We start from the raw sequence: 23,210 nt of genomic DNA, 5'->3' as shown, positions 1-23,210 counted from the left end.
TCAGCCGTGGCGGCCGCGGCGGACGGCGATGACGTTGTCGGTGACGGTCGCCGTCTCGCCGCCGGGCCCGGTGGCGGTGCGCGTGGGCGCGTGGCACCGCTCGGTGTGCCATCCGTCGCCGAGTTCCAGGGACGCGCGTACGTCGTCGGGGCCGGGGAACGTCACGTCCTCGTGGCCGGCCCGCCAGGACCAGGGCGCGAGCGAGGCGTGCTCGACGAGCACCAGGAGCCCGCCGGGGGCGACGGCGTCGGCGGCGCGCCGGAGCACCTGTTCGCGGGGGATCTCCACAGGGGTGTGGAAGTAGCTGGCGGTGACGAGCTCGAAGGTCCCGTCGGGGAAGGACCGGGCGAGGTCGTGCCGGCTCGGGTGGACGCGGTCGGTCAGCCCGGCCGCGGCGGCCCCGGCGGCGACGCGCTCCAGGGCGGTGGCCGAGACGTCGACCGCGGTGACGTCCCAGCCGAGCGAGGCGAGCCACAGGGCGTCACCGCCGTGCCCGCAGCCGAGGTCGAGCGCGCGAGCGCCGCCGCCCGGCTCGGGGGCCAGGGCGGTGACGACCTCGGCGAGCACGGCGTTGGGACGGGTGCCCCACTGCGGGTCGACGCCGGCGTAGTGGTTCTCCCAGAACGCGGCGGAGTCGGTGGTACCGGTGGTGTCGCTGCTCATGCTGATTCCTTTCGTCTCCCTGCTTCCTGATGAGGAAGGTGCACCCCTGCCTGCCGCCCTTGCAAGAATCCATGCCGTTTCGGCAACCTGGGCCGCATGGAAGAGGCAGCAGCGGGACAGCCGCCGCCGAGGCCCGGCACCGGGAAGCGGGCGGGCGTCCTGGAAGCAGTGGGCCTCCGCCTCCGCGAACTGCGCCGCCCGCCGAGCACGCCCGCTGCGCATCCCCGGGCGGAAATGCGCGTGCTTCAGCAGGGCGGGGCCGTTAACGTCGACCGTATGAACGTCACCGGCCCCAGCACCACCGCGACCGCGCGAGCGACCAGCTCGCCGGTTGCCGCCGCCTGACTTTCCCTCCCCCCGGCGACCGGAAACGGTCCGTCGGCAGTGCCGTGGCCCCCCGGCCCCGGCCGGGTGACTGAACGGTCCCGTTCTCCGGTGCCTCCCCCGCTACACGCGAAGGAGCCACCCCATGCGTACAGACCAGCTGGTCAGGACGTTCATCGAGTTCTACGAAGAACGCGGCCACCGCCGGATCACCGGCTCGACCCTGCTGCCGCCCCCCGGCGACTCCGTACTCTTCACCACCTCCGGGATGCACCCGCTCACCCCGTACCTGGAGGGCCGCCCTCATCCGCTGGGGAAGCGTCTGGTGAACGTGCAGCGCTGTCTGCGCACCACGGACCTGGACGAGGTCGGGGACACCACCCACCTGACGGTCTTCGAGATGCTCGGCACCTGGTCGCTCGGCGACTACGGGGGCCCGCTCAGCCTCGACTGGGGGTACGAGCTGCTCACCGAGGGGCTGGGCATCGACCCCGGCCGGCTGCACGCCACGGTCTACGCCGGCGACGGCCGGACAGGGACAGGGTCGGATACCGATTCCCTCGAAATGTGGCAGGGCCTCGGCGTCCCCGTGGAACTCACGGTGGAGGACAACTGGTGGCCGAAGAGCGTGGACGACGATGGGGGTGACGTCCCCGTCGGCCCGTGCGGCCCGGACTCGGAGATCTTCCTCTGGAGCGGCGACGGCCCGCCGCAGTCGACGCCCACCCGCGACGACCGCTGGGTGGAGGTGTGGAACCACGTGACGATGACCCACCGCCGACACGGAGACGGCTCCCTGGTGCCGCTCCCCCAGCGCAATGTCGACACGGGCCTCGGCCTGGAGCGGCTGGCCGCCCTGCTCCAGGGCAGGCGGTCCGTCTTCGCCTGCGACGTCTTCGACCCGTGGCGCAGTCTCGTACCACCCCTGTGGCCCCTGGGGGAGCCCGACTGCCGCCTGGTCAGCGACCACCTGCGCTCGGCCGTCGTGGTGCTCGGCGACGGCGTACGCCCGTCCAACACCGGCCGGGGTTACGTGCTGCGCCGCCTGGTCCGGCGCGTGCTCACCGTGCTGTGGCGGCAGGACGCCTTGCGCAGCCTCGGGGACCTGCCGGAAGACCTGGTCCGGCACACTCTGGACCACTTCCGCCAGGACGCCAGCCCGGCCGACGTACTCAGGATCCTGCTCGACGAGGAGCACCGCTTCGGCCACCTCCTGGCACGCGGCCGCAGCATCCTCGCCCGCCCCCGCTTCCAGGACCCGCTGACAGAGGAGGACTTCCACTACCTGCACGACACGCATGGACTGCCGCGCGACCTGGTGCGGAGCTTGCGCCGGGAGTGAGGCGGGAAGCGCATCGCGCCTACCCGTGATGAGTTGCCCGGCCGGGAAGCTCTTCACGGGGCCGGGCGTACTCACCGGCTCAACGCGAGCAGCTCCAGGCATGGCTTGGACGAGCCGCCGTCGCCCGGCGTCGAGGCGCACCTGGCCGACCCCCGCGACCTGCTCAAGTCCCGTTCGCAGTAGCTGCGTTCGGTTCGGCCTGCGGGACCGGGGGGGGGAGGTCCACGATCCGTCTTCGCGCAGCCTGTCCTTCCCACAGAACGTGGCATTCCTCGCGGTGATCATCGCGGGTGGGGGGCGGCAGGCTTCGATGCCGCTCACGCCGCGCATGCCCTCTTGGCTCAGGGCCTGTCGACGTAGCGCTCAGCCGGGCCGATGAGTAGTGCTCCTCTGCCCGGTCAACCTCGGTGCAGCAGGCACACAGATGGGAGCAGCTTCTGGGTCATGACCGAGCGAGCCGGGAAGCCTCGGATGTGAGCGCGGCGGCCGACGGGCCCGTGCCGCGCGGCTCCGAACGAGTGGACTTGCCGGGGCGCGGCCGGGATGCGGTGCGGAGCCCGTGGGGCGGGTGGTGTCGTTGCCGTCCGCTCCCCTCCCTCCCTCCCTCCCGACCCGGAAGAGGCACGCTCCCATGCGACGCTCCCCCACCCGACGTCTGTTCGCCGCGATGCTGCTCGCGGCGTCCGTCCTGGCCCCGATGGCCGTGGCTCCCGCCCCGGCGGTACACGCCGCCGCAGGCCCCCACCAGCACGACCGGCACTGCGGGAAGGACCGGCACGACCGGCACGGCTGTCCGCCGGGGGGTCTCGACCCCGCGCTGACCGCCAAGCTGGACAGGACCATCGAGGACGTCCGAAAGCAGGCCGGCATTCCCGGTGCCGTCGTCGGGCTGTGGATGCCGGGGAAGGGCAGCTACGTCCGCGCGAGCGGGGTCGCCAACACGGTCACCGGTGAGCCGATGTCGGCCGACACCCGTATCCGGATCGGCAGTGAGACCAAGACGTTCACCGTCACCGCTCTGCTCGAACTCGTCGACGACAAGCGCGTCAGGCTGGACGACAAGATCTCCGCCTACGTCCCCGGCGTGCGCAACGGCGACCGGATCACGCTCCGCCAGCTCGCCGGGATGCGCAGCGGCCTGTTCCCGTACACCGCCGACGCCGACTTCGTGCACGACCTGCTGAGCGATCCGTACCGCTCGTTCACCCCGCGCGGTGTGCTCGCGTACGGCATGAAGCACAAGAACACCTTCAAGCCGGGCGCGGAGTTCCAGTACTCCAACTCCAACCTCGTCCTGCTCGGGCTTGTGATCGAGAAGGTCACCGGCCAGCCCCTCGACCGCGTCATCCACGAGCGGGTGCTCCGCCCCGCCCACCTGCACAACACGCTCTTCCCCACCGGGGCGGAGTTCCCCGAGCCGCACGCCCACGGCTACACCGACCAGACACTGAGCGGTGAGACCGAGGACGCGACGGACTGGAACCCCAGCTGGGCGTGGGCCGCCGGGGCGATGATCTCCGATCTCCACGACCTGCGGCGGTGGGCCAAGGTCGTCGCCACCGGGGAGCTGCTCAGCCCTCGGACCCAGGCGCAGCGGCTCAAGACCCTGCCGACCGGGTTCCCGGGGCTCAGCTACGGCCTGGGCATCTTCGACGCCGACGGTTGGATCGGGCACAACGGTTCCCTGCCGGGGTACGAGACGGTGACCGTCTACCTGCCGGCGCAGAAGGCCACGATGGTCATCATGATCAACACGGACTCGCTGAGCGGGGGCCAGGAGCCGTCCACGCTGCTCGCCCGAGCGGTCACCAGGATCGCCACCCCGGACAACGTCTACGACGGCAGCGCCTCCCAGGGGCGTAACACTCCCTGACTTCCGTGCCCCGGGGAGTGCCGGTGCGCACCCCCCTGGGCCACGGCCCGTCCGCCTCTTCGGCGACCATGACCCGATGAACCAGGAAACTGCTGACGTGAACGCGGCGATCGCCGCCGAACTCCACCTGTTGGACCCCACCGTGCGCGCGTCGCGGTCGCTCGCCGCGCAACTCCTCGACCCGGAGTTCGTCGAGGTCGGGGCCTCGGGACGGCGATGGACGTACGAGGAGATACTCGCCGCCCTCCCCGGCCTGGACGGCGGCGACGCCGGCGGGGACGGGCCCCGCTTCGAGCCCTCCGGGATGACCGGGGTCGTGCTGGCCCCCGGGATCGTGCACCTCACGTACGAGTCGGGCATCGACGGCCGCCGGGCCCGCCGCAGCTCACTGTGGCGCAAAAAGTCCGGGGAGGCCGGGCCCGGGGAGGCGGGCGCCGTCTGGCGGATGTACTACCACCAGGCCACGCCCGTCCCCGGCCCGTGAGGCCCAGCCGAAGCGCGGTGGCTCCGAAGCGCGGAAGTGCCGAAGTACCGAAGTGCGGAAGCGCAGTCGTGCCGACGGGCGGGCGTGTCCGGCGAAAGGGGCATGAGCAGACGCACGTTGTGCCGGCCGGATTGCAGATGTGATGATGTGCGCCATGTCTGACTACCAGGGTCGGGACGGCACACAGCCGCAGGCCGGCGCTTCGAGGCCGAGGCTGACGGATTATGCCGATATGTCTGGCGTCAAGAGGCGGGCCGCCCCCTCGGGGGGCTTGCCGGTCAGCCCCGGCCCTCCCGCCTACTCGTCCGACCCCGGGCCGGGGGCCCCGACGCCACCGCGTACCTCGACCGTGGCGCGGGACGCCCCGGGTGAGGATCCGCTCATCACCAGCAGACGGCTTGAGTTCATGGCGCTGCTGGAGAAATTCCGGGCCACCCCTGTCCTGGTGCCTCTGGGGAGCATCCAGTCACCGGGCGCAGAAAGCGGCTTTCTGACTGCCGATATGAACGGCATCCGCTTCATTCTCGCCTTCTCCGACCAGCAGGCACTTGCCCGTTACGCACGGGCCCAAGGGGTGTTCCACAGCGAGTGGAGTTACCAGACCGTCCTCGGCGCACGATTGCTGGACGTGGCGGTTCCGGCGGCCGGCGTGCCGTGCGGAGTGGCGCTGGACTGCGCGGACGGGGCGGAGGGTCTGGTGCTCCCGCCGGTCAAGGGAATCGTGCCCGACGAGGCCACGATCGATGCCTACACGGAGAGGTAGAGGAAGCACGTGAACGGGGGAGGCGAAGACCTCAGGACCCAGGGCCTGAACCTGATAGCCAAGGGGCTGACGGACGCGCTCGGCGAGTTGAAAGAGCTGGGCATGGTCGGTCAGGCCGGGCAGGGACGCGGATTCAGCGAAATCGCCCTCTCCGGGCTGGAGTTGGGCGAAGAAGGACTCACGCAGGAATTCTCGTCGTTCTGCGAGCGCTGGGAGTGGGGCGTCCGCTCCCTGATTAGCGAAGGCAACGGAATCGCGGCCGCCACGGGCCTGTCCGCCGGCTCGTTCTACGAGAACGAGCAGTACATCGAGGGCACCTTCAAGGTCGTCACGAACGCGGCCATCGGCAATCCGTACGCCTCGGAGGACGAGGTCACCCAGCAGGGCTGGAAGGACATCGCCGCCTCGGGCGCCTACGGCGGCGTCGACTACAGCCGGGAGTCGTGGGAGCGGGCGGGGGAGAACATCGAGCAGGGCTGGAAGGATGCCGGGCGGGATGTGATGACCTCCCGGACCATCGGCGGACCGATGGGGCTCAGCCCCGAGAACCTGCGCCACGGGATGGGTGTCTCCGACGCCGAGTACGACCGCATGCTGGACGACACCTTCGGCCCCTCTCCCGAGGCACGCGCCGAGGCCGCACAGCAGCAGGGAGGCGCAGGCTGATGGGCGTTCTCGACGACATAGGCGACGGCCTCAAGGACCTCGGCGGCGGTGTCAAGGACGGCATCAACGACGGACTCGGCGCACTTGAGGACGGCATCGACGAGGGAAAGAGGCTCGTCGGCGAAGGTGTCGACTGGGGGACGAACAAGGTCGGCGACGGCCTGGACCACGTGGGTCTGCACGGCGCCGCCGATGCCGTCCACGACTGGGGGGACGGCGTCGCGTCCGACCTCGGTGCCACCCCCGGCGAGCAGCAGCTCGGCCAGACCGAGGAGGCCAATGAGCTGGTCCACGGCAATCCCGGCAAGATCGCCGAAAGCGCCAAGCACCTCACGGACTTCCAGTCGGCCTTCGACAAGGTCGGCCGGGGCATGCGCAGTCTCGATTCCGCGCACTGGAAAGGCGCGGCAGGCGACGCCTTCCGCCAGAAAGTCGAGATGCAGCCCAAGAAGTGGCTGCACGCGTCGGACGCCTGCGAGACCGCCGGAAAGGCTCTGGCCAGGTATGCCGACACCGTCAAGTGGGCTCAGGCTCAGGCCAAAGAAGCTGTCGTCCTCTACAAGGAGGGCAAGCTCGCCTCCGAGCAGGCGGTGAAGGCGTACAACCAGCGCATCGACGCGTACAACGCGAAGGTCAAGGCCGACCAGGATCCCGGTCCGGTGCCGGAGCCCTTCAAGGATCCCGGCAGAGCCGACATCGAGGCGGCGCGGGACAAGCTGGCCGAGGCCCGCCGGCAGCGGAACTCGGCTGCCGCGGAGGCCCGGAGCAGGGTCAGGGAAGCGCTGGCGCACGCTCCTGCCGAGCCCCCGCCGCTGGACCGGCTCGGAGACAACATCGCCGACGGCTACCAGGCGGTGAACACCGAGCTGACCCACGTCGCCGGTGGCGTCCTCAAAGGCGCCTCCGGAATCGTCAATTTCGCCCGGGGGCTCAATCCGCTCGACCCCTACAACCTCACCCACCCCGCCGCGTACGCCCAGAACGTCAGCATGACGCTGTCCGGTCTGGTGTCCACCGCGGCGCACCCGGAACGGGTCGTCCAGGCCGCCGTGGACGGGTTCAAGAAGGATCCCTCCGAGTTCGTCGGCCGGCTTCTCCCCGAACTCGTCGGCACGAAGGGGGCGGGATTCGCCCGCAGCGGAACCCGCCTCGGGCTGAAGTACGCAGACAACGTTCCGGGCCCCACGCCGTCCAAGTGGAGCGATCTGGCGCGCGGCACCGATTCAGTGAAAGAGAAGGCGATTCACTATGACTCGGTCGACCCGAAGCGTGCTCAGGAGTTCCTGGATTCCGAGTATCCCTGGCTCAGGGATGTGAACAACACCGGGCACCACGGATACACGATGAACTGCAGCCACAATACGGTCACCGTGGATCGCCGCATGGACGGCATCGAGGTCGGTGCGGCCCCCAAGGCGGGCGGCGACCACATCCCGCCGGAGCAGCTCGGCTTGAAGGACAGGGCTAAGGGACACTACGACTTCGTCAATAGTTATGATGACATCATCCGCGATCTCCAGGCCCGCGGAGAGGGGTCGAGAAGCGCCGTCTACCTCAGTAGGCCCGACGGCACAGCCCATATTTTCAACGCCGTGAACACACCGCACGGCGTCGTTTTCCTCGATGGCCAGAGCGGAACTCTGGGAATGCTGGAGAAAAACGTCACGTCCATCGGACACATCCCTTATCGCAATGGAGTTCCCTAGATGGCAACCAGAGACGAAGCCGTGCTCAGCGCCGCCGATTTCCTGAAGAAGGTGGGTCACCCGGACCGGGCGGACTCCGTGGTGATGCTCCCGGAGACGGCCATCGAGTTCACTTACGGCTGGACCGTGCGTTTCGACTTCAAGGAACACATCGAAACAGGGGATTTCGCTCAGGCCCCCTTCACCTCCGTGGTCGTCGTTCCGCACGACGGCTCCGCCGCCCACTTCGCCCCCACATTCCCACCGCCGGCGGAATACATGGCCCTCCAGGCCTCCGGCAACTGGCCGCCCAAGAAAGGGCAGTAGCATGCTCCGCCCCGACCAGCAGGCCGCGGCCTGGCTCGCCCATACCTACCGCGGGCTCGCGGAACTGGCGGCGCCCCATCCGGTCGCCGAGTCGCCCTCGGCCTGGCTCATGGCCTGCCGGACCGTGCAGCAGCCCGGCTTTCCGCACACGCCCATGCTGGCGTCCTCCCTTGTCGTGCCCAAGGACGGCAGCTCCCCCTTCCATCCCTCGCCGAGCGCGCCCCTCGCCGACCTGGAGCCCGCCGCGTCGTACGAGGCAGCCGTCGCCCGGGTCCAGAACCAGGGGCGCAGGGTCAACGCCCGTGGCGCTGTCGTGGCCCTGCACTCGGCTATCGGCAAGAGCCCTTCCACCGCGCTCGCCTGGCAGCCCTCGGACGAGGCTCCCGGCTGGTGGAGCAGGCTGACCCGGCGCTACTTCCCCGAGTTCGAGCGCGTGAGCGTGAACAGCTGGGACGAGATCGTGAAGGCGGTCGCGGAGCACGGGCCCGACAGCCGTGGCCTGGTGTGGGTGCGCCGTGAGATCGGCGGGCTGGAGGCGACGGGCAATCTGGTCTACGCGCACAACCACCAGGGGCAGGTCGTCTTCTTCGACAGCCTGACGTCGTCCCTCGCCCGGCTGGACACCGAGCATGTGCGGGAGCTGGTCCTCGTCAGGGCTCTGCCGGAGGCGCTGAGGGTTCGCCGTCAGCCGTGGGAGCAGGAGGCGTACGACTTCGAGGCGGCGGTCACCAAGGCAAGGCTGTGGCTGGAGAACACGTACGGAGGTCAGGCGGAGCTGGTCGGTCCGGCCGTCGGCGACGAGACCCGGCGGGGCTGGGTCTTCTCCTGCGACTCGCGACGCCATCTGGAGGGCGGGCGCTGGCAGGACACCCTGCTCGACGCGACGCTGGTCGTCCCCAAGGACGCCGCCGCGCCGTTCGGTCTGCCGAACGCGGACCCCTGGAACTGGCTGGCCCACTGGGACGCCGGCGGGCGCCCCGGCACCGGGACGTTCCCGCCGCCGCCCCCGCCCGGGCGTGCCTCGTGGTTCGAGCCGACCCTCGCCGAGCTCGGGCCCGTCCTGTCGACGTCGGACCACCAGGTCTGGTCGTCGGCGGTCGACGAACTGTCGTCCTTCCCGGCCGGCTCACGTGCCCTGATCTGGATCCGCCGCACGGACGGCCGGGGCCGCGAGGCCGTGGGGTGGCTCGTCAACGGACTCACCACGGCGGACGGCGTGCTGCTCCTCGACGGCTCGTCCGAGGAGCCCGTGTCCTTCGATCCCACCGGAGTCCACACACTGCACGTGATCCGCTACCGCTGAATCCGGTACCGCTGAGGCCGCCGCCGTACGCGCCTCGGCCGGAGGTTCAGCCCAGGCCCTCCTCCACCAGCGCCGCCCACTGCGCCACCACCCGCGCCCGTCGGGCGGTGTCGTCGGTGAGGAGGTTGGCGAGGCCGAGACCGCGTGCCATGTCCAGGAGGCCCTGGACCGTTTCCCGGGCCCCGGGCCGGGACTCGTCCGCGCCGAGGAGTTCGACCGCGATGCGGTGGGTCTCGCGGCCCACCCGCGCCTCCAGCTCCGTGACGCGCGGGCGCAGCTGGGCCTCGTTGGAGGCGGCCACCCAGAGCTGGAGCGCGGCCCGGAACAAGGGGCCGGTGTAGAGGTCGACCAGGGCCGCGACCACCTCGGCTCGGCCCTGGACGGGGAGCGCGCGCAGGGCGGCGGAGCGTTCCTCGGCGACGTACTCCACCGCCCCGGTGAACAGGTCCTCGCGGGTCGGGAAGTGGTGCTGGGCCGCCCCGCGCGAGACGCCGGCCCGCTCGGCGACGACGGAGACGGTGGAGCCCGCCCAGCCGTGTTCGGCCAGGCAGGCCACCGCCGCCTCCAGGAGCCGTTGTCTCGTCGCCCGGCTGCGGTCCTGCTTGGGCGCGTGCCCCGCTCTGGGAGTGGGCGGGTGCACCGCTTGAGGAGTGGAGGAGGATGTCACCGCACCCATGCCGGATCCCGTCGTTCGAGGAAGGCCGTCATCCCCTCCCTCGCCTCGTCGGAGGCGAACAGCGCGGCGGAGAGGGCGACGAGGTCTTCGGCGTCCTGGTCGAAGCTCCTCAGCACCGTAGCCGTGACCAGCTCCTTCGATACGGCCAGCCCCTGCGGCGAGGCCCGCCGCAGACCGTCCAGGACCGGTTCGAGCGCCTTGTCCACGTCCTGGGCGGCCTCCGTGACCAGCGAGATCCTGGCCGCCTCGGCCGCGCCGAACCGCTCACCGGTGAGGTAGTAGCGGTTCGCCGCCGTACGGTCCAGTCGCGGCAGCAGGGTGAGGGAGATGACCGCCGGGGCCAGGCCGAGCCGGGACTCGGTGAGGGCGAAGGTCGACGCCTCGCCCGCCACCACGATGTCGCACGCCGCCAGCAGGCCCAGGCCGCCCGCCCGGACATGGCCGGTCACCCGGGCCGCCACCGGCTTCGGCAGCGCCACGATCTCCCGCATCAGCCCCACGAACGCCTCCGGGTCCGGCGGCGCCGTCAGATCCGCCCCGGCGCAGAACGTCGACCCCGTGTGGGTCAGCACCACCGCCCGTACGGTGTCGTCCGCCGCGCAGGCTGCCAGCGCCTCCCGCAACGCGCCCACCAGGACCGCCGAGAGCGCGTTGCGGTTGGCCGGGGAGTCCAGGGTCAGCGTCGCCACGCCCCGGTCCCATGTCCGTACGATCGGCGTCACTTCTCCTCCGATGTTCCCGAATGATCCGTCTTCTCCCGGCCGCGCAGCTCGCGCCGGAGGATCTTGCCGGAGGCGGCCCGGGGCACCGCCTCGATGAACTCGGCCTGCCGCACCTTCTTGTACGGGGAGACGCGTTCGGCGACGTACGTCATGACGTCGTCCTCCGTCAGCCCGCCCGCCCCCGGTCCCCGGACCAGGAACGCCTTCGGGACCTCGTTGCCCTCCGCGTCGTACACCCCGATCACCGCCGCGTCCGCCACCTGCTCGTGGGTCAGCAGCAGGGCCTCCAGCTCGGCGGGGGCGACCTGGTAGCCCTTGTACTTGATCAGCTCCTTCACCCGGTCGACGACGTACAGCCAGCCGTCCTCGTCCGTCCGGCCGACATCGCCCGTGTGCACCCAGCCGTCGTCGTCGATCATGTCGGCGGTCGCGTCCGGGCGGCCCAGGTAGCCCTTCATCACCTGCGGGCCCCTGATCAGGATCTCGCCGTCCGTGCCCGGCTCCGCGTCCTTCGCCGGGTCCTCCAGGGCCACGATCCGCATCTCGGTGCCCGGCAGCAGCTTGCCGACCGTGCCCGGCGGCGGCTGTTCGACGGAGAGCGGCACCACGTGCGTGCCCGGCGACAGCTCCGTCATCCCGTACGCCTGCCGCACCGGCGGCACCCCCAGCCTCGCCGAACACGCCGCCGCCAGCTCGGCGTCCAGCGGGGCGGCGGCGCTGACGATGTACTGGAGCGAGGACAGGTCGTACTCCCCCACCAGCGGGTGCTTCGCCAGCGCCAGCACGATCGGCGGAGCCACGTACAGGCCGGAGATGCGGTGCGTCTGGATGGCCTCCAGGAACTGCGCCAGGTCGAAGCGGGGCAGCACGACGACCGTCGAGCCGCAGCGCAGCGGCACGTTCATCAGGGCGGTCAGGCCGTAGATGTGGAAGAAGGGGAGGACGGCCAGGATGCGGTCGCCCTCGCCCATCGGGATGAACGGTCTCAGCTGCTCCAGGTTGGTCGCGATCGACCGGTGCGTCAGCATCACGCCCTTGGGCGTGCCCGTCGTGCCGGAGCTGTACGGCAGGGCCGCGACGTCCTCGCCGGGGTCGATGGCGATCTCCGGTTCGGGGGCGGTGGAGGACAGCATGTCCAGGACGGAGGTGTGGCCCTCCGCCTGGTCGCAGACGTAGATCTCCCGTACCCCGCCGGTGAGTTCGGCCGCGCGGCGGGCCGTCGCCAGGAGCGGGGAGACCGTGACGATCCACTTCGCCCCGCTGTCCGCGAGCTGCTTGGCGAACTCCTCGGGCGTGGCCAGCGGGTGGACCGTGGTGACGGAGGCCCCGGCCCGGGTGGCCCCGTAGAAGACCGCCGGGTAGGCGATGGTGTTCGGGCTGTGCAGGGCGAGCACATCGCCCTTCCGGAGCCCGGCCTCCGCGAGTGCGGCGGCGATCCGCCGGTGGAAGCCGTCGAGCTGGGCGTACGTGAGGGACATGCCGTTCGTCGCGTCGATCAGGGCGACGGTCTCGCCGAACCCGGCGGCGCCGCCGAGTACCGCGTCGTGGATGGGCGTGTCGAGGGCCGTTACGTCTGCGTACTCGCTGCGGAACACCATGGCGGTCCCCTGTCGTCGCGGTGGACCGCGCCGCCCGGGTGGCGGCGCGGGACGCCGTGCGGGTGTGGAGCGTGGGGGCGGAAACCCCCTGTGAGGGGTAAGAATCACCCCTGTGGGGGCGGGATGGGGAGGGGTCGGACGGAATCAGATCAAAGAGAACGGCTAGTACGACTTCGGCAGGCCCAGCGACTGGTGCGAGACGTAGTTCAGGATCATCTCCCGGCTGACCGGGGCGATCCGGGCCACCCGCGACGCGGTGATCAGGGACGCGAGGCCGTACTCCCGGGTCAGGCCGTTGCCGCCGAGGGTGTGCACCGCCTGGTCGACGGCCTTCACGCACGCCTCCCCCGCCGCGTACTTCGCCATGTTCGCCGCCTCGCCCGCCCCGATGTCGTCGCCCTCGTCGTACAGCCGGGCCGCCTTCTGCATCATCAGGCGCGACAGCTCCAGGTCGATGTGCGCGGTGGCGAGCGGGTGCGCGATGGCCTGGTGGGAGCCGATCGGGGCCTTCCAGACCTGCCGGGTACGGGCGTACTCGACGGCCTTGGAGAGCGCGAAGCGGCCCATGCCGATGCCGAACGCGGCCGTCATGATCCGCTCGGGGTTGAGCCCGGCGAAGAGCTGGAGCAGGCCCGCGTCCTCGTCGCCGACCAGGGCGTCGGCCGGCAGCCGTACGTCGTCGAGGACCAGCTCGAACTGCTTCTCCGGGGCGTGGAGTTCCATGTCGATCTGGTTCCGCCCGAACCCGGGGGCCTCGCGCGGGACGATGAACAGGCAGGGCTTCAGCTTCCCCGAGCGGGCGTCCTCGGTGCGGCCGACGATCAGGGTCGCGTCGGCTATGTCGACACCCGAGACGAAGACCTTGCGGCCGGTGAGGACCCAGTCGTCGCCGTCGCGGCGGGCGGTGGTGGTGATGCGGTGGGAGTTGGAGCCGGCGTCGGGTTCGGTGATGCCGAAGGCCATGGTGAGGCTGCCGTCGGCGAGACCCGGCAGCCACTGCCGCTTCTGCTCCTGCGTGCCGAAGCGGGCGATGACCGTGCCGCAGATCGCGGGCGACACGATCATCATCAGGAGCGGCGAGCCGGCCGCACCCAACTCCTCCAGCACGATGGAGAGTTCGGCCATACCGCCGCCCCCGCCGCCGTACTCCTCGGGGAGGTTCACCCCGAGGTAGCCGAGCTTCGCGGCCTCCGCCCACAGTTCGTCGGTGTGCTTGCCCTCGCGGATGACGGTGGTCATGTAGTCGCGCCCGTACCGCTTCCCGAGGGCGGCGACGGCGGCGCGCAGGGCCTGGTGCTCTTCGGTTTCGAGGACGGTGCGTGCGGTGCTCATGCGGTCTCCTCCGGTACGGGAACGGGTACGGGGGTGGCGGCCGGGTCCTCCTGGACCACGGCGAGCAGCGCGCCGACCTCGACCTGGTGGCCGGGGGCGGCGTGCAGGGCGGTGAGGGTGCCGGAGGCGGGCGCGAGGATGCGGTGCTCCATCTTCATCGCCTCCAGCCAGATCAGCGGCTGCCCGGCCTCGACGGCGGCCCCGGCGGCCAGACCCTCCGCGAGGCGGACGACGGTCCCGGGCATCGGGGCGAGCAGGGAGCCGGGGGCGGTGTGCGTGGCGGGGTCGGTGAAGCGGGGCAGGGCGGTGAACGTGTACGAGGCGTCGGGGGCGTCCACGTGGACCCGGTCGGCGTTTACCGTCACAGCGAAGTGCCGTGTCACGCCGTCCACTTCGAGGGTGACGCGGTCGGGGGCGGCGGCCAGGACCCGGACGCCCGGGGCCTCGTACGGTTCCGGGATCCCGGTGCGCGGGGTCCGGTAGGCGACCTCGTGCTCGGCTCCGTCCGGCTCGCTGCGGTAGCGCTTCCGCTGGGGCTGCGAGGGCACGTTGCGCCAGGCCCCGAAGCGGGTGGGGGCCGGCGCCCCGGCCTGGGCGGGGCGTACGGCTTCCGCCAGGGCGGCGGCCAGAGCGGCCGTAGCGGGGTCACCGGCTCCCGGGCCGGTCAGCTCCGCCAGGTGCCGGTCGTAGAACCCGGTGTCCAGGCGGGCCGCCGCGAAGTCCGGGTGGCGCAGGGAGCGTACGAGCAGGTCGCGGTTGGTCACCGGCCCGTGGATCCGGGCCCGCGCCAGCGCGCGGGCCAGCAGGCGGACGGCCTCGGTGCGGGTCGGGGCGTGGGCGATCACCTTGGCGATCATCGGGTCGTAGTGCACGCCGATCGTGTCGCCGCCGGTGTACCCGGTGTCCAGGCGCAGGCCGGGGCCCTCCGGCACCTCCAGGGTGAGCAGCGCACCGGCCTGCGGCTGCCAGTCGCGGGCCGGGTCCTCGGCGTAGAGCCGGGCCTCCACCGCGTGGCCGGACGGCTGCGGGGGCGCGGGGGCCGGCAGCGGCTCGCCCTCCGCGACGCGCAGCTGCAGGGCGACCAGGTCGAGTCCGAACACGGCTTCCGTGACCGGGTGTTCGACCTGGAGGCGGGTGTTCATCTCCAGGAAGTACGGGCGGCCCTCGGCGGAGACCAGGAACTCCACGGTCCCCGCGCCCCGGTAGCCGACCGCCCGGGCCGCCGCCACCGCCGCCTCGTGCAGCCGGTCGCGCAGGGCGTCGTCCAGGCCAGGCGCGGGGGCCTCCTCGACGACCTTCTGGTGGCGGCGTTGCAGCGAGCAGTCCCGGGTGCCGAGCGCCCACACGGTGCCGTGCGCGTCCGCCATCACCTGCACCTCGACGTGCCGGCCGCGCTCCACGTACGGCTCGGCGAACACCTCCCCGTCCCCGAAGGCCGACGCGGCCTCGGCGGCGGCCGCCAGCAACTCGCCCGGCAGCGAGTCGAGTTCACGGACGATGCGCATGCCTCGACCGCCCCCGCCGGAGGCGGCCTTCAGCAGCAGCGGCAGATCGCCGGGGCCCGCCGTCGCCGGATCCACGGGGGCCAGCAACGGCACCCCGGCCCCGGCCATCAGCTCCTTGGCCCGGGTCTTGGACGCCATCAGCTCGATGGCCTTCACCGGGGGCCCCACCCACGCGAGCCCCGCGTCCTGCACGGCGGCGGCAAAGGCGGCGTTCTCGGAGAGGAAGCCGTAGCCGGGGTGCACGGCGTCCGCCCCGGCGGCCAGGGCTGCGGCCACGACGAGGTCGCCGCGCAGATAGGTGTCGGCGGGAGCCGCGCCCGGCAGGCGTACGGCGAGGTCGGCCTCCCGTACGTGCAGGGCGTCGGCGTCCACGTCGGAGTACACAGCGACCGTGGTGATGCCCAGGTCGCGGCAGGTGCGGAAGATCCGGCAGGCGATCTCGCCCCGGTTGGCGACGAGCAACGTGGTGATGGTCATCTGGGCCTCACATCCGGAAGACGCCGAAGCCGCCACGGGCGCCCTCGACCGGTGCGGTGTGGATCGCGGACAGGCACATCCCGAGGACGGTCCGGGTGTCGCGCGGGTCGATGACCCCGTCGTCGTACAGCCGCCCGGACAGGAACACCGGCAGCGACTCCGCCTCGATCTGCTGCTCCACCATGGCGCGCAGCCCGGCGTCCGCCTCGTCGTCGTACGGCTGACCCTTCGCGGCGGCCGAGGCGCGGGCGACGATGGAGAGGACGCCCGCGAGCTGCTGCGGGCCCATGACGGCGGACTTGCTGCTGGGCCAGGCGAAGAGGAAGCGCGGGTCGTAGGCGCGGCCGCACATGCCGTAGTGCCCGGCCCCGTAGGACGCGCCCATCAGGACCGACAGATGCGGGACCTTGGAGTTCGCCACCGCGTTGATCATCATCGCGCCGTGCTTGATGATGCCGCCCTGTTCGTACTCCTTGCCGACCATGTAGCCGGTGGTGTTGTGGAGGAAGAGGAGCGGGATGTCGCGCTGATTGGCGAGCTGGATGAATTGCGCGGCTTTCTGCGACTCCTCGCTGAACAGCACCCCTTGCGCGTTGGCGAGGATGCCGACCGGGTAGCCGTGGAGCCGCGCCCAGCCGGTGACCAGGCTCGGCCCGTACAGCGGCTTGAAGGTGTCGAAGTCCGAGCCGTCGACCAGGCGGGCGATGACCTCGCGCGGGTCGAACGGGGCCTTCAGGTCGCCGGGGACGATGCCGAGCAGCTCGTCCTCGTCGTACTTCGGCGGCTCGGCGGGGCCCGGATCGGCGTGCGCCTTGCGCCAGTTGAGCCGGGCGACGATCCGGCGGGCCTGACGGATCGCGTCGTGCTCGTCTGCGGCGAAGTGGTCGGCGAGCCCGGAGGTGCGGGCGTGCATCTCGGCCCCGCCGAGGGATTCGTCGTCGCTCTCCTCGCCGGTGGCCATCTTCACCAGGGGCGGTCCGCCGAGGAAGACCTTGGACTGCTCCTTGATCATCACCGTGTGGTCGGACATGCCGGGGACGTACGCGCCTCCGGCGGTGGAGTTGCCGAACACGACGGCCACGGTGGGGATCCCGGCGGCGGAGAGCCGGGTGATGTCGCGGAAGAGCGCCCCGCCGGGGATGAAGATCTCCTTCTGGGACGGCAGGTCGGCCCCGCCCGACTCGACCAGGCTGATGGCAGGGAGGCGGTTGGCGAAGGCGATCTCGTTGGCGCGCAGGGCCTTCTTGAGCGTCCAGGGGTTCGACGCCCCGCCGCGCACGGTCGGGTCGTTGGCGGTGATCAGGCATTCGACGCCCTCGACCACCCCGATCCCGGTGACGAGCGAAGCCCCGACGGCGTAATCGCTGCCCCAGGCGGCCAGCGGCGACAGCTCCAGGAACGGGGTGTCGGGGTCGACGAGCAGCTCGATCCGCTCCCGGGCCGGGAGCTTGCCGCGCTTGCGGTGCCGGGTCACGTACTTCTCGCCGCCGCCGGCGAGCGCCTTGGCGTGCTCGGTCTCCAGCTCGGCGAGCTTGTCCGCCATGGATGCCCGATTCGCCGCGTACTCGGGGCTGTTGGTGTCGAGCGCGGTGGGCAGGACGGTCATGCGGTCACCTCCGGGAGGGGGGCGTCTGCCAGGAGCGGTACGGGGACGGGCAGCCACCGGGACCGCAGCCACTCCCCCAGCGCCTTGGCCTGCGGGTCGAACCGGGCCTGGGCGGCGACGCCTTCGCCCAGGAGGCCGTGGACGGTGAAGTTCAGGGCGCGGAGGCCCGGCAGGACGTGGCGGACGACGGGCAGGTCGGCTGTCTCCGGCAGCAGTTCCTTGAATCGCTCGACGCTCAACTCGTGTGCCAGCCACCGCCAGGCGTCGCCGTCACGCACCCAGACGCCCACGTTGGCGTCGCCGCCCTTGTCGCCGCTGCGAGCACCCGCGATGAGCCCGAGAGGGGCGCGCCGGGTGGGTCCTGAGGGGTACGGGGCGGGCAGCGGCGGCTCGTCGACCTCGACCAACTCCTGTGTGCGGGCGGGTGGTTCCATGATCTGCCGGGTGCCGTCCGGCAGCACTGCGGTGTGCTCGACGTCTCCCGCCGGTACGGGGATCGCCTCGAACACCCCGTAGGGCGCGCCCTTTCCGGGCGGGGCGGTGAGGTGGAAGCCCGGGTAGCTGCCGAGGGCCAGCTCCACGGCGGCCCCGGAGACGGTCCGGCCGACCGCCTCGGCGTCCTGGTCGCGGACGACGAGCCGGAGCAGGGCGCCGGCCCGCTCCTCGGTGTCGGCGTCGGCGTGGTCGGTACGGGCCAGCTCCCAGCGCGCCTCGGCGGGCGGGCGGCCGCCGCCCCGCTCCATGGCGTCGGCGAACTGGTCCTTCACAAGTGCCGCCTTGGCCTCGATGTCGAGGCCGGTGAGGACGAACACGACCTCGTTGCGCCAGCCGCCGAGCCGGGTGAGCCCGGCCTTGAGCGTGGGCGGCGGGGCCTCGCCGCGTACGCCGTCGATGCGGACCCGGTCGGGGCCGTCCGGGGTGAGCGTCACGGTGTCGAGGCGAGCGGTGACATCGGGGCCCGCGTACCGGGCTGCCCCGGTCTCGTACAGGAGTTGGGCGGTGACCGTGCCGAGGTCGACGACGCCGCCCGTACCGTCGTGCTTGGTGATGACGGACGAGCCGTCGGCGTGGATCTCGGCGAGCGGGAAGCCGGGGCGGCGGAGGCGGCGGGCGTCGTGCTCGCCGAAGAACGCGTAGTTGCCGCCGGTCGCCTGCGTACCGCACTCCAGAACGTGCCCGGCGACCACGGCCCCCGCGAGCGCGTCCAGGTCGTCCGGGCCCCAGCCGAAGTGGGCGGCGGCGGGCCCGGTGACGAGGGCCGCGTCGGTGACCCGGCCGGTGACGACGACATCGGCCCCGGCCCGCAGGCAGGCGGCGATCCCGGAGCCGCCGAGGTAGGCGTTGGCGGTGAGGAACCCGTCCGGGACGGGGAAGCTGTCGCCCTCGACGTGGGCGACGCGCACCGGCACACCGACCGTGGCCGCCAACTTCCGTACGGCGTCCGCGAGTCCGGCCGGGTTCAGGCCGCCCGCGTTGGTGACGATCTTCACCCCGCGCTCATGGGCGAGGCCGAGCCCTTCCTCCAGCTGGCGCAGGAAGGTGGTGGCGTAGCCCTTCTGCGGGTCCTTGAGCCGGCTGCGGCCGAGGATGAGCATGGTCAGCTCGGCGAGGTAGTCGCCAGTGAGGACGTCGAGGGGGCCGCCGGTGAGCATCTCCCGCAGGGCGTCGAAGCGGTCGCCGTAGAAGCCGGAGGCGTTGCCGATGCGGAGGACGGGGGCGGGTCCGGGTCCGGCGGCGGCCTCGGGGGTGGGTTCGGGGGCCGCGTTCACCGGTGGCCTTCCTGTTCGGCGCGGTCGGCACGCTCCGCGCGGGGCAGTCGGCCCGGCCCGGGCGGGCCGGCGAAGGCCTGGGCGATGCCGAGCCACTGGTCGGCGTCGCGCCCCTCGGCGGTGACCGCGAGGTCGGAGCGGTGGGCGCGCTGGGTGACCAGGAGGCAGAAGTCGAGGAGCGGGCCGGTGACCCGCTGGGCGGCGCCCTCGGGGCCGTACGCGATCATCTCGCCCGCCGGGACGTGGAGTTCGACGCGGAACTCCTCCTCGGGCGCGGTGATCCCGCGTACCGCGTAGGCGTAGTTCCGGGCCCGTACGCCGATCCGCGCCACATGGCGGAGCCGGGCGGTGGGGGTCCGGGCCACCCCGAGGGCGTCGGCGATGTCCTGGCCGTGCGCCCAGGTCTCCATGAGCCGGGCGGTCGCCATGGACGCGACGCTCATCGGCGGCCCGTACCAGGGGATCCGGGTGCCGTCCGGGGCATCGCGGAGGACCTTGTCGAGCCGCTGCCGCCCCTCCCGCCAGCGGGCGAGCAGGGCGTCCGGGGCGTGGGCGGCGACCAGGGCGTCGGCGGCCTCGTCGACAAAGGACTCCGGGGCAGCCAGGGCCTTGGCCACCTCGTCGCCGAACCGGTCCGGCTCGGTCGCGGCCAGTAGCGCGACCTCGTCGGTCCAGCTGAGGTGGGCGATCTGGTGGGCGACGGTCCACCGCTCGGCGGGCGTCGGACCGCGCCAGCCCGGGGCGTCCAACATCCCTACCAGGGCGTCGAGTTCGTCGCTCTCCTCGCGCAGATCGTCGATCACGGCTACGACAGCGGACACGTGCGCTCCCCTCGGGACCGGGTGTGGTGCCCAGGAGCATGGCAGCGCGCCAGGAAACAATCAAGCACGCTTGCATGATTTTCTGCCCGGGGTGTGCGGGGTGGCGCTCGGCGCGCCACCCCGGCCGCCCTCATTCGCCGCCCATGGCCGCCTTCGCCATCTGTTCGGTGGTGCTGGCCCCGTCGAGCGCCTCGCGCACGATGTCGGCGTGACCGCTGTGGTGGGCGATCTCGCGGAACACGTGCAGCAGCACGTGACGGACGGTCCAGACGACGGGCTGCGGCGGTGACCAGGGGTAGCGCGGCAGCGTGACCTCCCGGTCGAGATCGGCCTCCTCGCGGACGGCGCGGTCGAACGCCTCCGCCGCGGCGTGGAAGGCGTCGACGTGGGCGGCGAGGGTTTCGTCGTCGGTCATCCGGTTGCCGTCCGGGTCGAGGTCGGCCCAGCCGACCTCGGGGGCGGCGGTGCCGTCGATCACGGACAGCCAGCTGCGCTGCACGTCGGCGAGGTGCTTGACGATGCCGCCGAGGGTCAGCTCGCTGACCGTCGAACAGGTGCGTGCCTGCTCGTCGGTGAGCCCGGCGACCGCGTAGAGGAAGTTGGTGCGCTGGTCGGCGACCAGGACCAGCAGGTCGTGGCGTTCACCGGCGCCCGGCCCACTGCCGGTCGATGCGGTCGGTTTCATGGCGGGGCCTCCTGGCGGGCGGAACAGTGCGTGCGTACGGGACTCGATCCGGCGACTGTAGGCTCCGCCGCCGTACGGACGGAGGCATTCCGGCGGCGGCGGGGCGGCGGTCCGCGTTAACCTCCGTCGATGACTGCCGAAACGCGCGCGGTGACCGTCCTGTTCGACGCGGACAAGCTGATCCTGGAGCTCCACCACGACGCCGAGGGCGCGTACCACGCCTTCCCCGGCGGTGGCCCCGGGGGCTCCGTCGACGTACTGCGCGTCGCTCTGCCCCTGGCGGAGGCCCTGCACGCCCGGATCCGGCCCGCCGGGACGGCGGAGACGGTCCTGCGTGCCTGGTCGAAGGGCGCGGCGCCGCAGGACCCGGTGGCGCTGGTCGACCCGGCGTCGGTGGCGCCGGTACGGGTGCGGGCCGGGGCGGTCGTCATCCGCGACGGGGCCGTGCTGCTGATCCGCTTCACCGAGGAGGGCGGCGGGTCGCACTACGAGATTCCCGGCGGCGGGGTCGAGCAGGGCGAATCGCTGGAAGCGGCCGTCCTGCGTGAGCTGGGCGAGGAGACCGGCCTTGCCGGGACCGTCGGGCCCGAGATCGCGCGAATCTGGAAGGACGGCCGGCACGAGCACTACTTCCTCGTGTCCGCGACCGGCGAGGTCGGTCCGCCCGAGACGCTGGACAACTACGGCGGCGCCCCGGTCTGGGTGCCGGTGGAGCGACTGCCCGTCACCCCGCTGTGGCCCCGGCGGCTGTCCTGGCGCATCGAGCACTGGCACCGGGCGGGGTGGCCCGGGCGCCCGGCGGAACTGTCCGACTCCATCACGGAGCTGGGCCCGACGTGCAGTTGGTGAGGCGCGGGCGCTGAGACGTCCCTACGCGCGCCGCGACGCCCCTAAACGGCGTCCAGGGCCGGGGCGAGCAGAGCGAACGCCCGGTCCGTGAGCGCGGCGGGATCCTCCGCCCCGTCGCTGTCGCTCCAGCGCCGCAGCACGGTGTCGAACGCGACGAGCGCCGCCCCGGCGGCGAGGCGCGGGTAGAGGTCCGCCTCCGGGTGGAGCCCCCGGCGGCGGGCCGTCTCCGCGGCGAGGTCGTCGCGCCACTGCGCCTGGTGCTCCAGGAAGCGGGCGCGCAGGGCGGGGGTGCGCAGGATCAGCTGGACGACCCGCAGGGCCCGGCCGGAGTGCTCGGCTCCGTCGGCGCAGGCGGCCATGGCGACCCAGACGGCGTGCCGCAGCGCGGTGGAGGGGGGTTCGGCCCCGGGGCGGGCGGCCAGTTCGGCGTGCATGCCCGCCCCCATGTCGGCCAGGAACTGGACGACCACGTCCTCCTTGGACGCGAAGTACCGGAAGAACGTCCGCTTGGACACTCCGGCGGCGGCCGCGATCGCGTCCACCGTGACCGCGTCGAACCCTTCCTGTGCCATCAGCTGGAGCGCCGACTCGGTCAGCTCGTCGGAGACGAGCTGACGCTTGCGCTGGGCCATGGTGACTTCGGGGCGGAGGCTCACACCCACCATCGTAGCGCCATGCCATCAATGACACCTGGTGACTTATTGACAGCTGGTGCCATGAGAGACAACGTATGCCACATGACACTGGATGCGACGCAGAAGCAGCGCTGGACCGCCGAGCAGATCCCCGACCAGACCGGCCGGGTGTCCGTGGTCACCGGAGCCAACAGCGGCCTCGGCCTGGCGACCGCCCGGGCTCTCGTCCACCGGGGCGGGCACGTGATCCTCGCCGTGCGCGACGAGGAGAAGGGGCGCCGGGCCGCCGCCGACATCACGGGCGGCCGGCCGGGGGCCTCCGTCGAGGTGCGCCGCCTCGACCTGGCCGATCTCGACTCCGTACGGGCGTTCTCCGAAGCCCTGCACGCCGACCGCTCCCGGCTGGACCTCCTGGTCAACAACGCCGGGGTGATGGCGCCGCCCCGCTCGACGAGCGCGCAGGGACACGAGCTGCAGTTCGCCTGCAACCACCTCGGCCACTTCGCGCTCACGGGGCTGCTGCTCGACCTGCTGGCCGAGGGGCGCGACCCCCGCGTCGTCACGGTCACCTCGGTCAACCACCGCAAGGCGCACCTGGACTTCGACGACCTGAACGGCGAACACGCCTATCGCCCGATGACCTTCTACGACCGGTCGAAACTCGCCAACGCCGTCTTCGGCCACGAGCTGCACCGGCGGCTGGCCGCATCCGGGAGCCCGGTCCGCAGCGTGCTCGCGCACCCCGGCTACACCGCCACCCACTTGCAGACGAGCGGGCCGACCGGCCTGGTGAAAGTGCTGTTCGGCACCGTCCTCCGCCCCCTCGCCCAACAACCCGACGCGGGCGCACTTCCGCAGCTGTACGCGGCGACGGCCCCGGGCGTGCGGGGCGGCGAGCTGATCGGCCCGGACGGCCGCGGAGAGCTGCGCGGCGGACCGACCCGGGTACCGCTCGCCGCTACGGCCGCCGACGCCGGGACCGGGCGGCGGCTGTGGGAGGTGTCGGAACAGCTGACCGACGTCCGCTTCGCGTTCCCGGCGTCGGTGTGAGGATCGGATAGGGCCTCGCCGTCTACGGCCCTGCCGCACGGCAGGGCCGTAAATC

22 protein-coding genes are annotated in these 23,210 nt (G+C 72.0%); 11 read left to right on the top strand and 11 right to left on the bottom strand.

What is annotated here, in order from left to right:
• Positions 1-663, bottom strand: coding sequence for an SAM-dependent methyltransferase (locus ACFWM7_RS10850; protein WP_383257989.1), 663 nt, complete (start codon positions 661-663; stop codon positions 1-3).
• A gap of 96 nt (positions 664-759) precedes the next feature.
• Between ACFWM7_RS10850 and ACFWM7_RS10845 the strand changes: the two genes are divergently transcribed.
• The 9 genes from ACFWM7_RS10845 (at position 760) to ACFWM7_RS10805 (ending at position 9,430) form a co-directional block, all read left to right on the top strand.
• Positions 760-1,008, top strand: a complete 249-nt coding sequence (locus ACFWM7_RS10845; protein ID WP_383257986.1) for a hypothetical protein — start codon at positions 760-762, stop codon at positions 1,006-1,008.
• 124 nt (positions 1,009-1,132) lie between these two features.
• Positions 1,133-2,329, top strand: coding sequence for an alanine--tRNA ligase-related protein (locus ACFWM7_RS10840; protein ID WP_383257983.1), 1,197 nt, complete (start codon positions 1,133-1,135; stop codon positions 2,327-2,329).
• A 631-nt stretch (positions 2,330-2,960) separates the two neighbouring features.
• On the top strand, positions 2,961-4,202 hold the full coding sequence (locus tag ACFWM7_RS10835; RefSeq protein WP_383257981.1) for a serine hydrolase domain-containing protein: 1,242 nt from the start codon (positions 2,961-2,963) through the stop codon (positions 4,200-4,202).
• Between the two features lie 76 nt (positions 4,203-4,278).
• Positions 4,279-4,686: a DUF4440 domain-containing protein gene (locus ACFWM7_RS10830; RefSeq protein WP_383257978.1), complete on the top strand. Its 408-nt coding sequence runs from the start codon at positions 4,279-4,281 to the stop codon at positions 4,684-4,686.
• A 406-nt stretch (positions 4,687-5,092) separates the two neighbouring features.
• Positions 5,093-5,449 carry an SseB family protein gene (locus ACFWM7_RS10825; RefSeq protein WP_383257975.1) on the top strand — a complete coding sequence of 119 codons (357 nt, stop codon included), beginning with the start codon at positions 5,093-5,095 and terminating at the stop codon, positions 5,447-5,449.
• A 9-nt stretch (positions 5,450-5,458) separates the two neighbouring features.
• Positions 5,459-6,115, top strand: a complete 657-nt coding sequence (locus ACFWM7_RS10820; protein ID WP_383257973.1) for a hypothetical protein — start codon at positions 5,459-5,461, stop codon at positions 6,113-6,115.
• Positions 6,115-7,821: a putative T7SS-secreted protein gene (locus tag ACFWM7_RS10815; protein ID WP_383257969.1), complete on the top strand. Its 1,707-nt coding sequence runs from the start codon at positions 6,115-6,117 to the stop codon at positions 7,819-7,821. The genes ACFWM7_RS10820 and ACFWM7_RS10815 overlap by 1 nt, the downstream gene beginning before the upstream one ends.
• Positions 7,822-8,127: a YrhB domain-containing protein gene (locus ACFWM7_RS10810; RefSeq protein WP_383257967.1), complete on the top strand. Its 306-nt coding sequence runs from the start codon at positions 7,822-7,824 to the stop codon at positions 8,125-8,127.
• A gap of 1 nt (position 8,128) precedes the next feature.
• Positions 8,129-9,430: a YrhB domain-containing protein gene (locus ACFWM7_RS10805; protein WP_383257962.1), complete on the top strand. Its 1,302-nt coding sequence runs from the start codon at positions 8,129-8,131 to the stop codon at positions 9,428-9,430.
• A 46-nt stretch (positions 9,431-9,476) separates the two neighbouring features.
• Here ACFWM7_RS10805 and ACFWM7_RS10800 read toward each other — a convergent pair whose 3' ends face one another.
• The 9 genes from ACFWM7_RS10800 to ACFWM7_RS10760 all read right to left on the bottom strand — a co-directional run bounded on the left by ACFWM7_RS10800 (position 9,477) and on the right by ACFWM7_RS10760 (position 20,621).
• Positions 9,477-10,106: a TetR/AcrR family transcriptional regulator gene (locus ACFWM7_RS10800; RefSeq protein ID WP_383257957.1), complete on the bottom strand. Its 630-nt coding sequence runs from the start codon at positions 10,104-10,106 to the stop codon at positions 9,477-9,479.
• Positions 10,094-10,828: an enoyl-CoA hydratase family protein gene (locus ACFWM7_RS10795; RefSeq protein WP_383257950.1), complete on the bottom strand. Its 735-nt coding sequence runs from the start codon at positions 10,826-10,828 to the stop codon at positions 10,094-10,096. Before ACFWM7_RS10795 ends, ACFWM7_RS10800 begins: the two co-directional genes overlap by 13 nt.
• The gene (locus ACFWM7_RS10790) at positions 10,825-12,426 is read right to left on the bottom strand and encodes a 4-coumarate--CoA ligase family protein (RefSeq protein WP_383257948.1); all 1,602 of its coding nucleotides are present in this window, start codon (positions 12,424-12,426) and stop codon (positions 10,825-10,827) included. The genes ACFWM7_RS10795 and ACFWM7_RS10790 overlap by 4 nt, the downstream gene beginning before the upstream one ends.
• Positions 12,427-12,588: 162 nt before the next feature.
• Positions 12,589-13,758 carry an acyl-CoA dehydrogenase family protein gene (locus tag ACFWM7_RS10785; RefSeq protein WP_383257945.1) on the bottom strand — a complete coding sequence of 390 codons (1,170 nt, stop codon included), beginning with the start codon at positions 13,756-13,758 and terminating at the stop codon, positions 12,589-12,591.
• The gene (locus ACFWM7_RS10780) at positions 13,755-15,740 is read right to left on the bottom strand and encodes a biotin carboxylase N-terminal domain-containing protein (protein ID WP_383257942.1); all 1,986 of its coding nucleotides are present in this window, start codon (positions 15,738-15,740) and stop codon (positions 13,755-13,757) included. Before ACFWM7_RS10780 ends, ACFWM7_RS10785 begins: the two co-directional genes overlap by 4 nt.
• A 7-nt stretch (positions 15,741-15,747) precedes the next feature.
• Positions 15,748-17,346 (bottom strand): acyl-CoA carboxylase subunit beta, encoded by a 1,599-nt coding sequence (locus ACFWM7_RS10775; protein WP_383257939.1) that lies wholly within the window; start codon positions 17,344-17,346, stop codon positions 15,748-15,750.
• The gene (locus tag ACFWM7_RS10770) at positions 17,343-19,115 is read right to left on the bottom strand and encodes an acyclic terpene utilization AtuA family protein (protein ID WP_383257936.1); all 1,773 of its coding nucleotides are present in this window, start codon (positions 19,113-19,115) and stop codon (positions 17,343-17,345) included. The genes ACFWM7_RS10775 and ACFWM7_RS10770 overlap by 4 nt, the downstream gene beginning before the upstream one ends.
• Positions 19,112-19,936, bottom strand: coding sequence for a TIGR03084 family metal-binding protein (locus ACFWM7_RS10765; protein ID WP_383257931.1), 825 nt, complete (start codon positions 19,934-19,936; stop codon positions 19,112-19,114). Before ACFWM7_RS10765 ends, ACFWM7_RS10770 begins: the two co-directional genes overlap by 4 nt.
• Positions 19,937-20,066: 130 nt before the next feature.
• Positions 20,067-20,621: a DinB family protein gene (locus ACFWM7_RS10760; RefSeq protein ID WP_383257924.1), complete on the bottom strand. Its 555-nt coding sequence runs from the start codon at positions 20,619-20,621 to the stop codon at positions 20,067-20,069.
• 129 nt (positions 20,622-20,750) lie between these two features.
• Between ACFWM7_RS10760 and ACFWM7_RS10755 the strand changes: the two genes are divergently transcribed.
• A complete protein-coding gene (locus ACFWM7_RS10755; protein ID WP_383257921.1) occupies positions 20,751-21,470 on the top strand; it encodes an NUDIX domain-containing protein in 720 nt (239 codons plus the stop codon).
• 41 nt (positions 21,471-21,511) lie between these two features.
• Here ACFWM7_RS10755 and ACFWM7_RS10750 read toward each other — a convergent pair whose 3' ends face one another.
• Positions 21,512-22,135, bottom strand: a complete 624-nt coding sequence (locus tag ACFWM7_RS10750; protein ID WP_383257916.1) for a TetR family transcriptional regulator — start codon at positions 22,133-22,135, stop codon at positions 21,512-21,514.
• Positions 22,136-22,207: 72 nt separating this feature from the next.
• Here ACFWM7_RS10750 and ACFWM7_RS10745 point away from each other — a divergent pair, with 72 nt between their 5' ends.
• Positions 22,208-23,155: an oxidoreductase gene (locus tag ACFWM7_RS10745; RefSeq protein ID WP_383257911.1), complete on the top strand. Its 948-nt coding sequence runs from the start codon at positions 22,208-22,210 to the stop codon at positions 23,153-23,155.
• Positions 23,156-23,210: the final 55 nt, after the last annotated feature.

Origin of the sequence: Streptomyces sp. NPDC058375 (assembly GCF_042723425.1) — a bacterium.
Lineage (GTDB): Bacteria > Actinomycetota > Actinomycetes > Streptomycetales > Streptomycetaceae > Streptomyces > Streptomyces durocortorensis.
The sequence above is the reverse complement of the archived record's forward strand: the minus strand, read 5'-3'. Positions and strand labels throughout refer to the sequence as shown.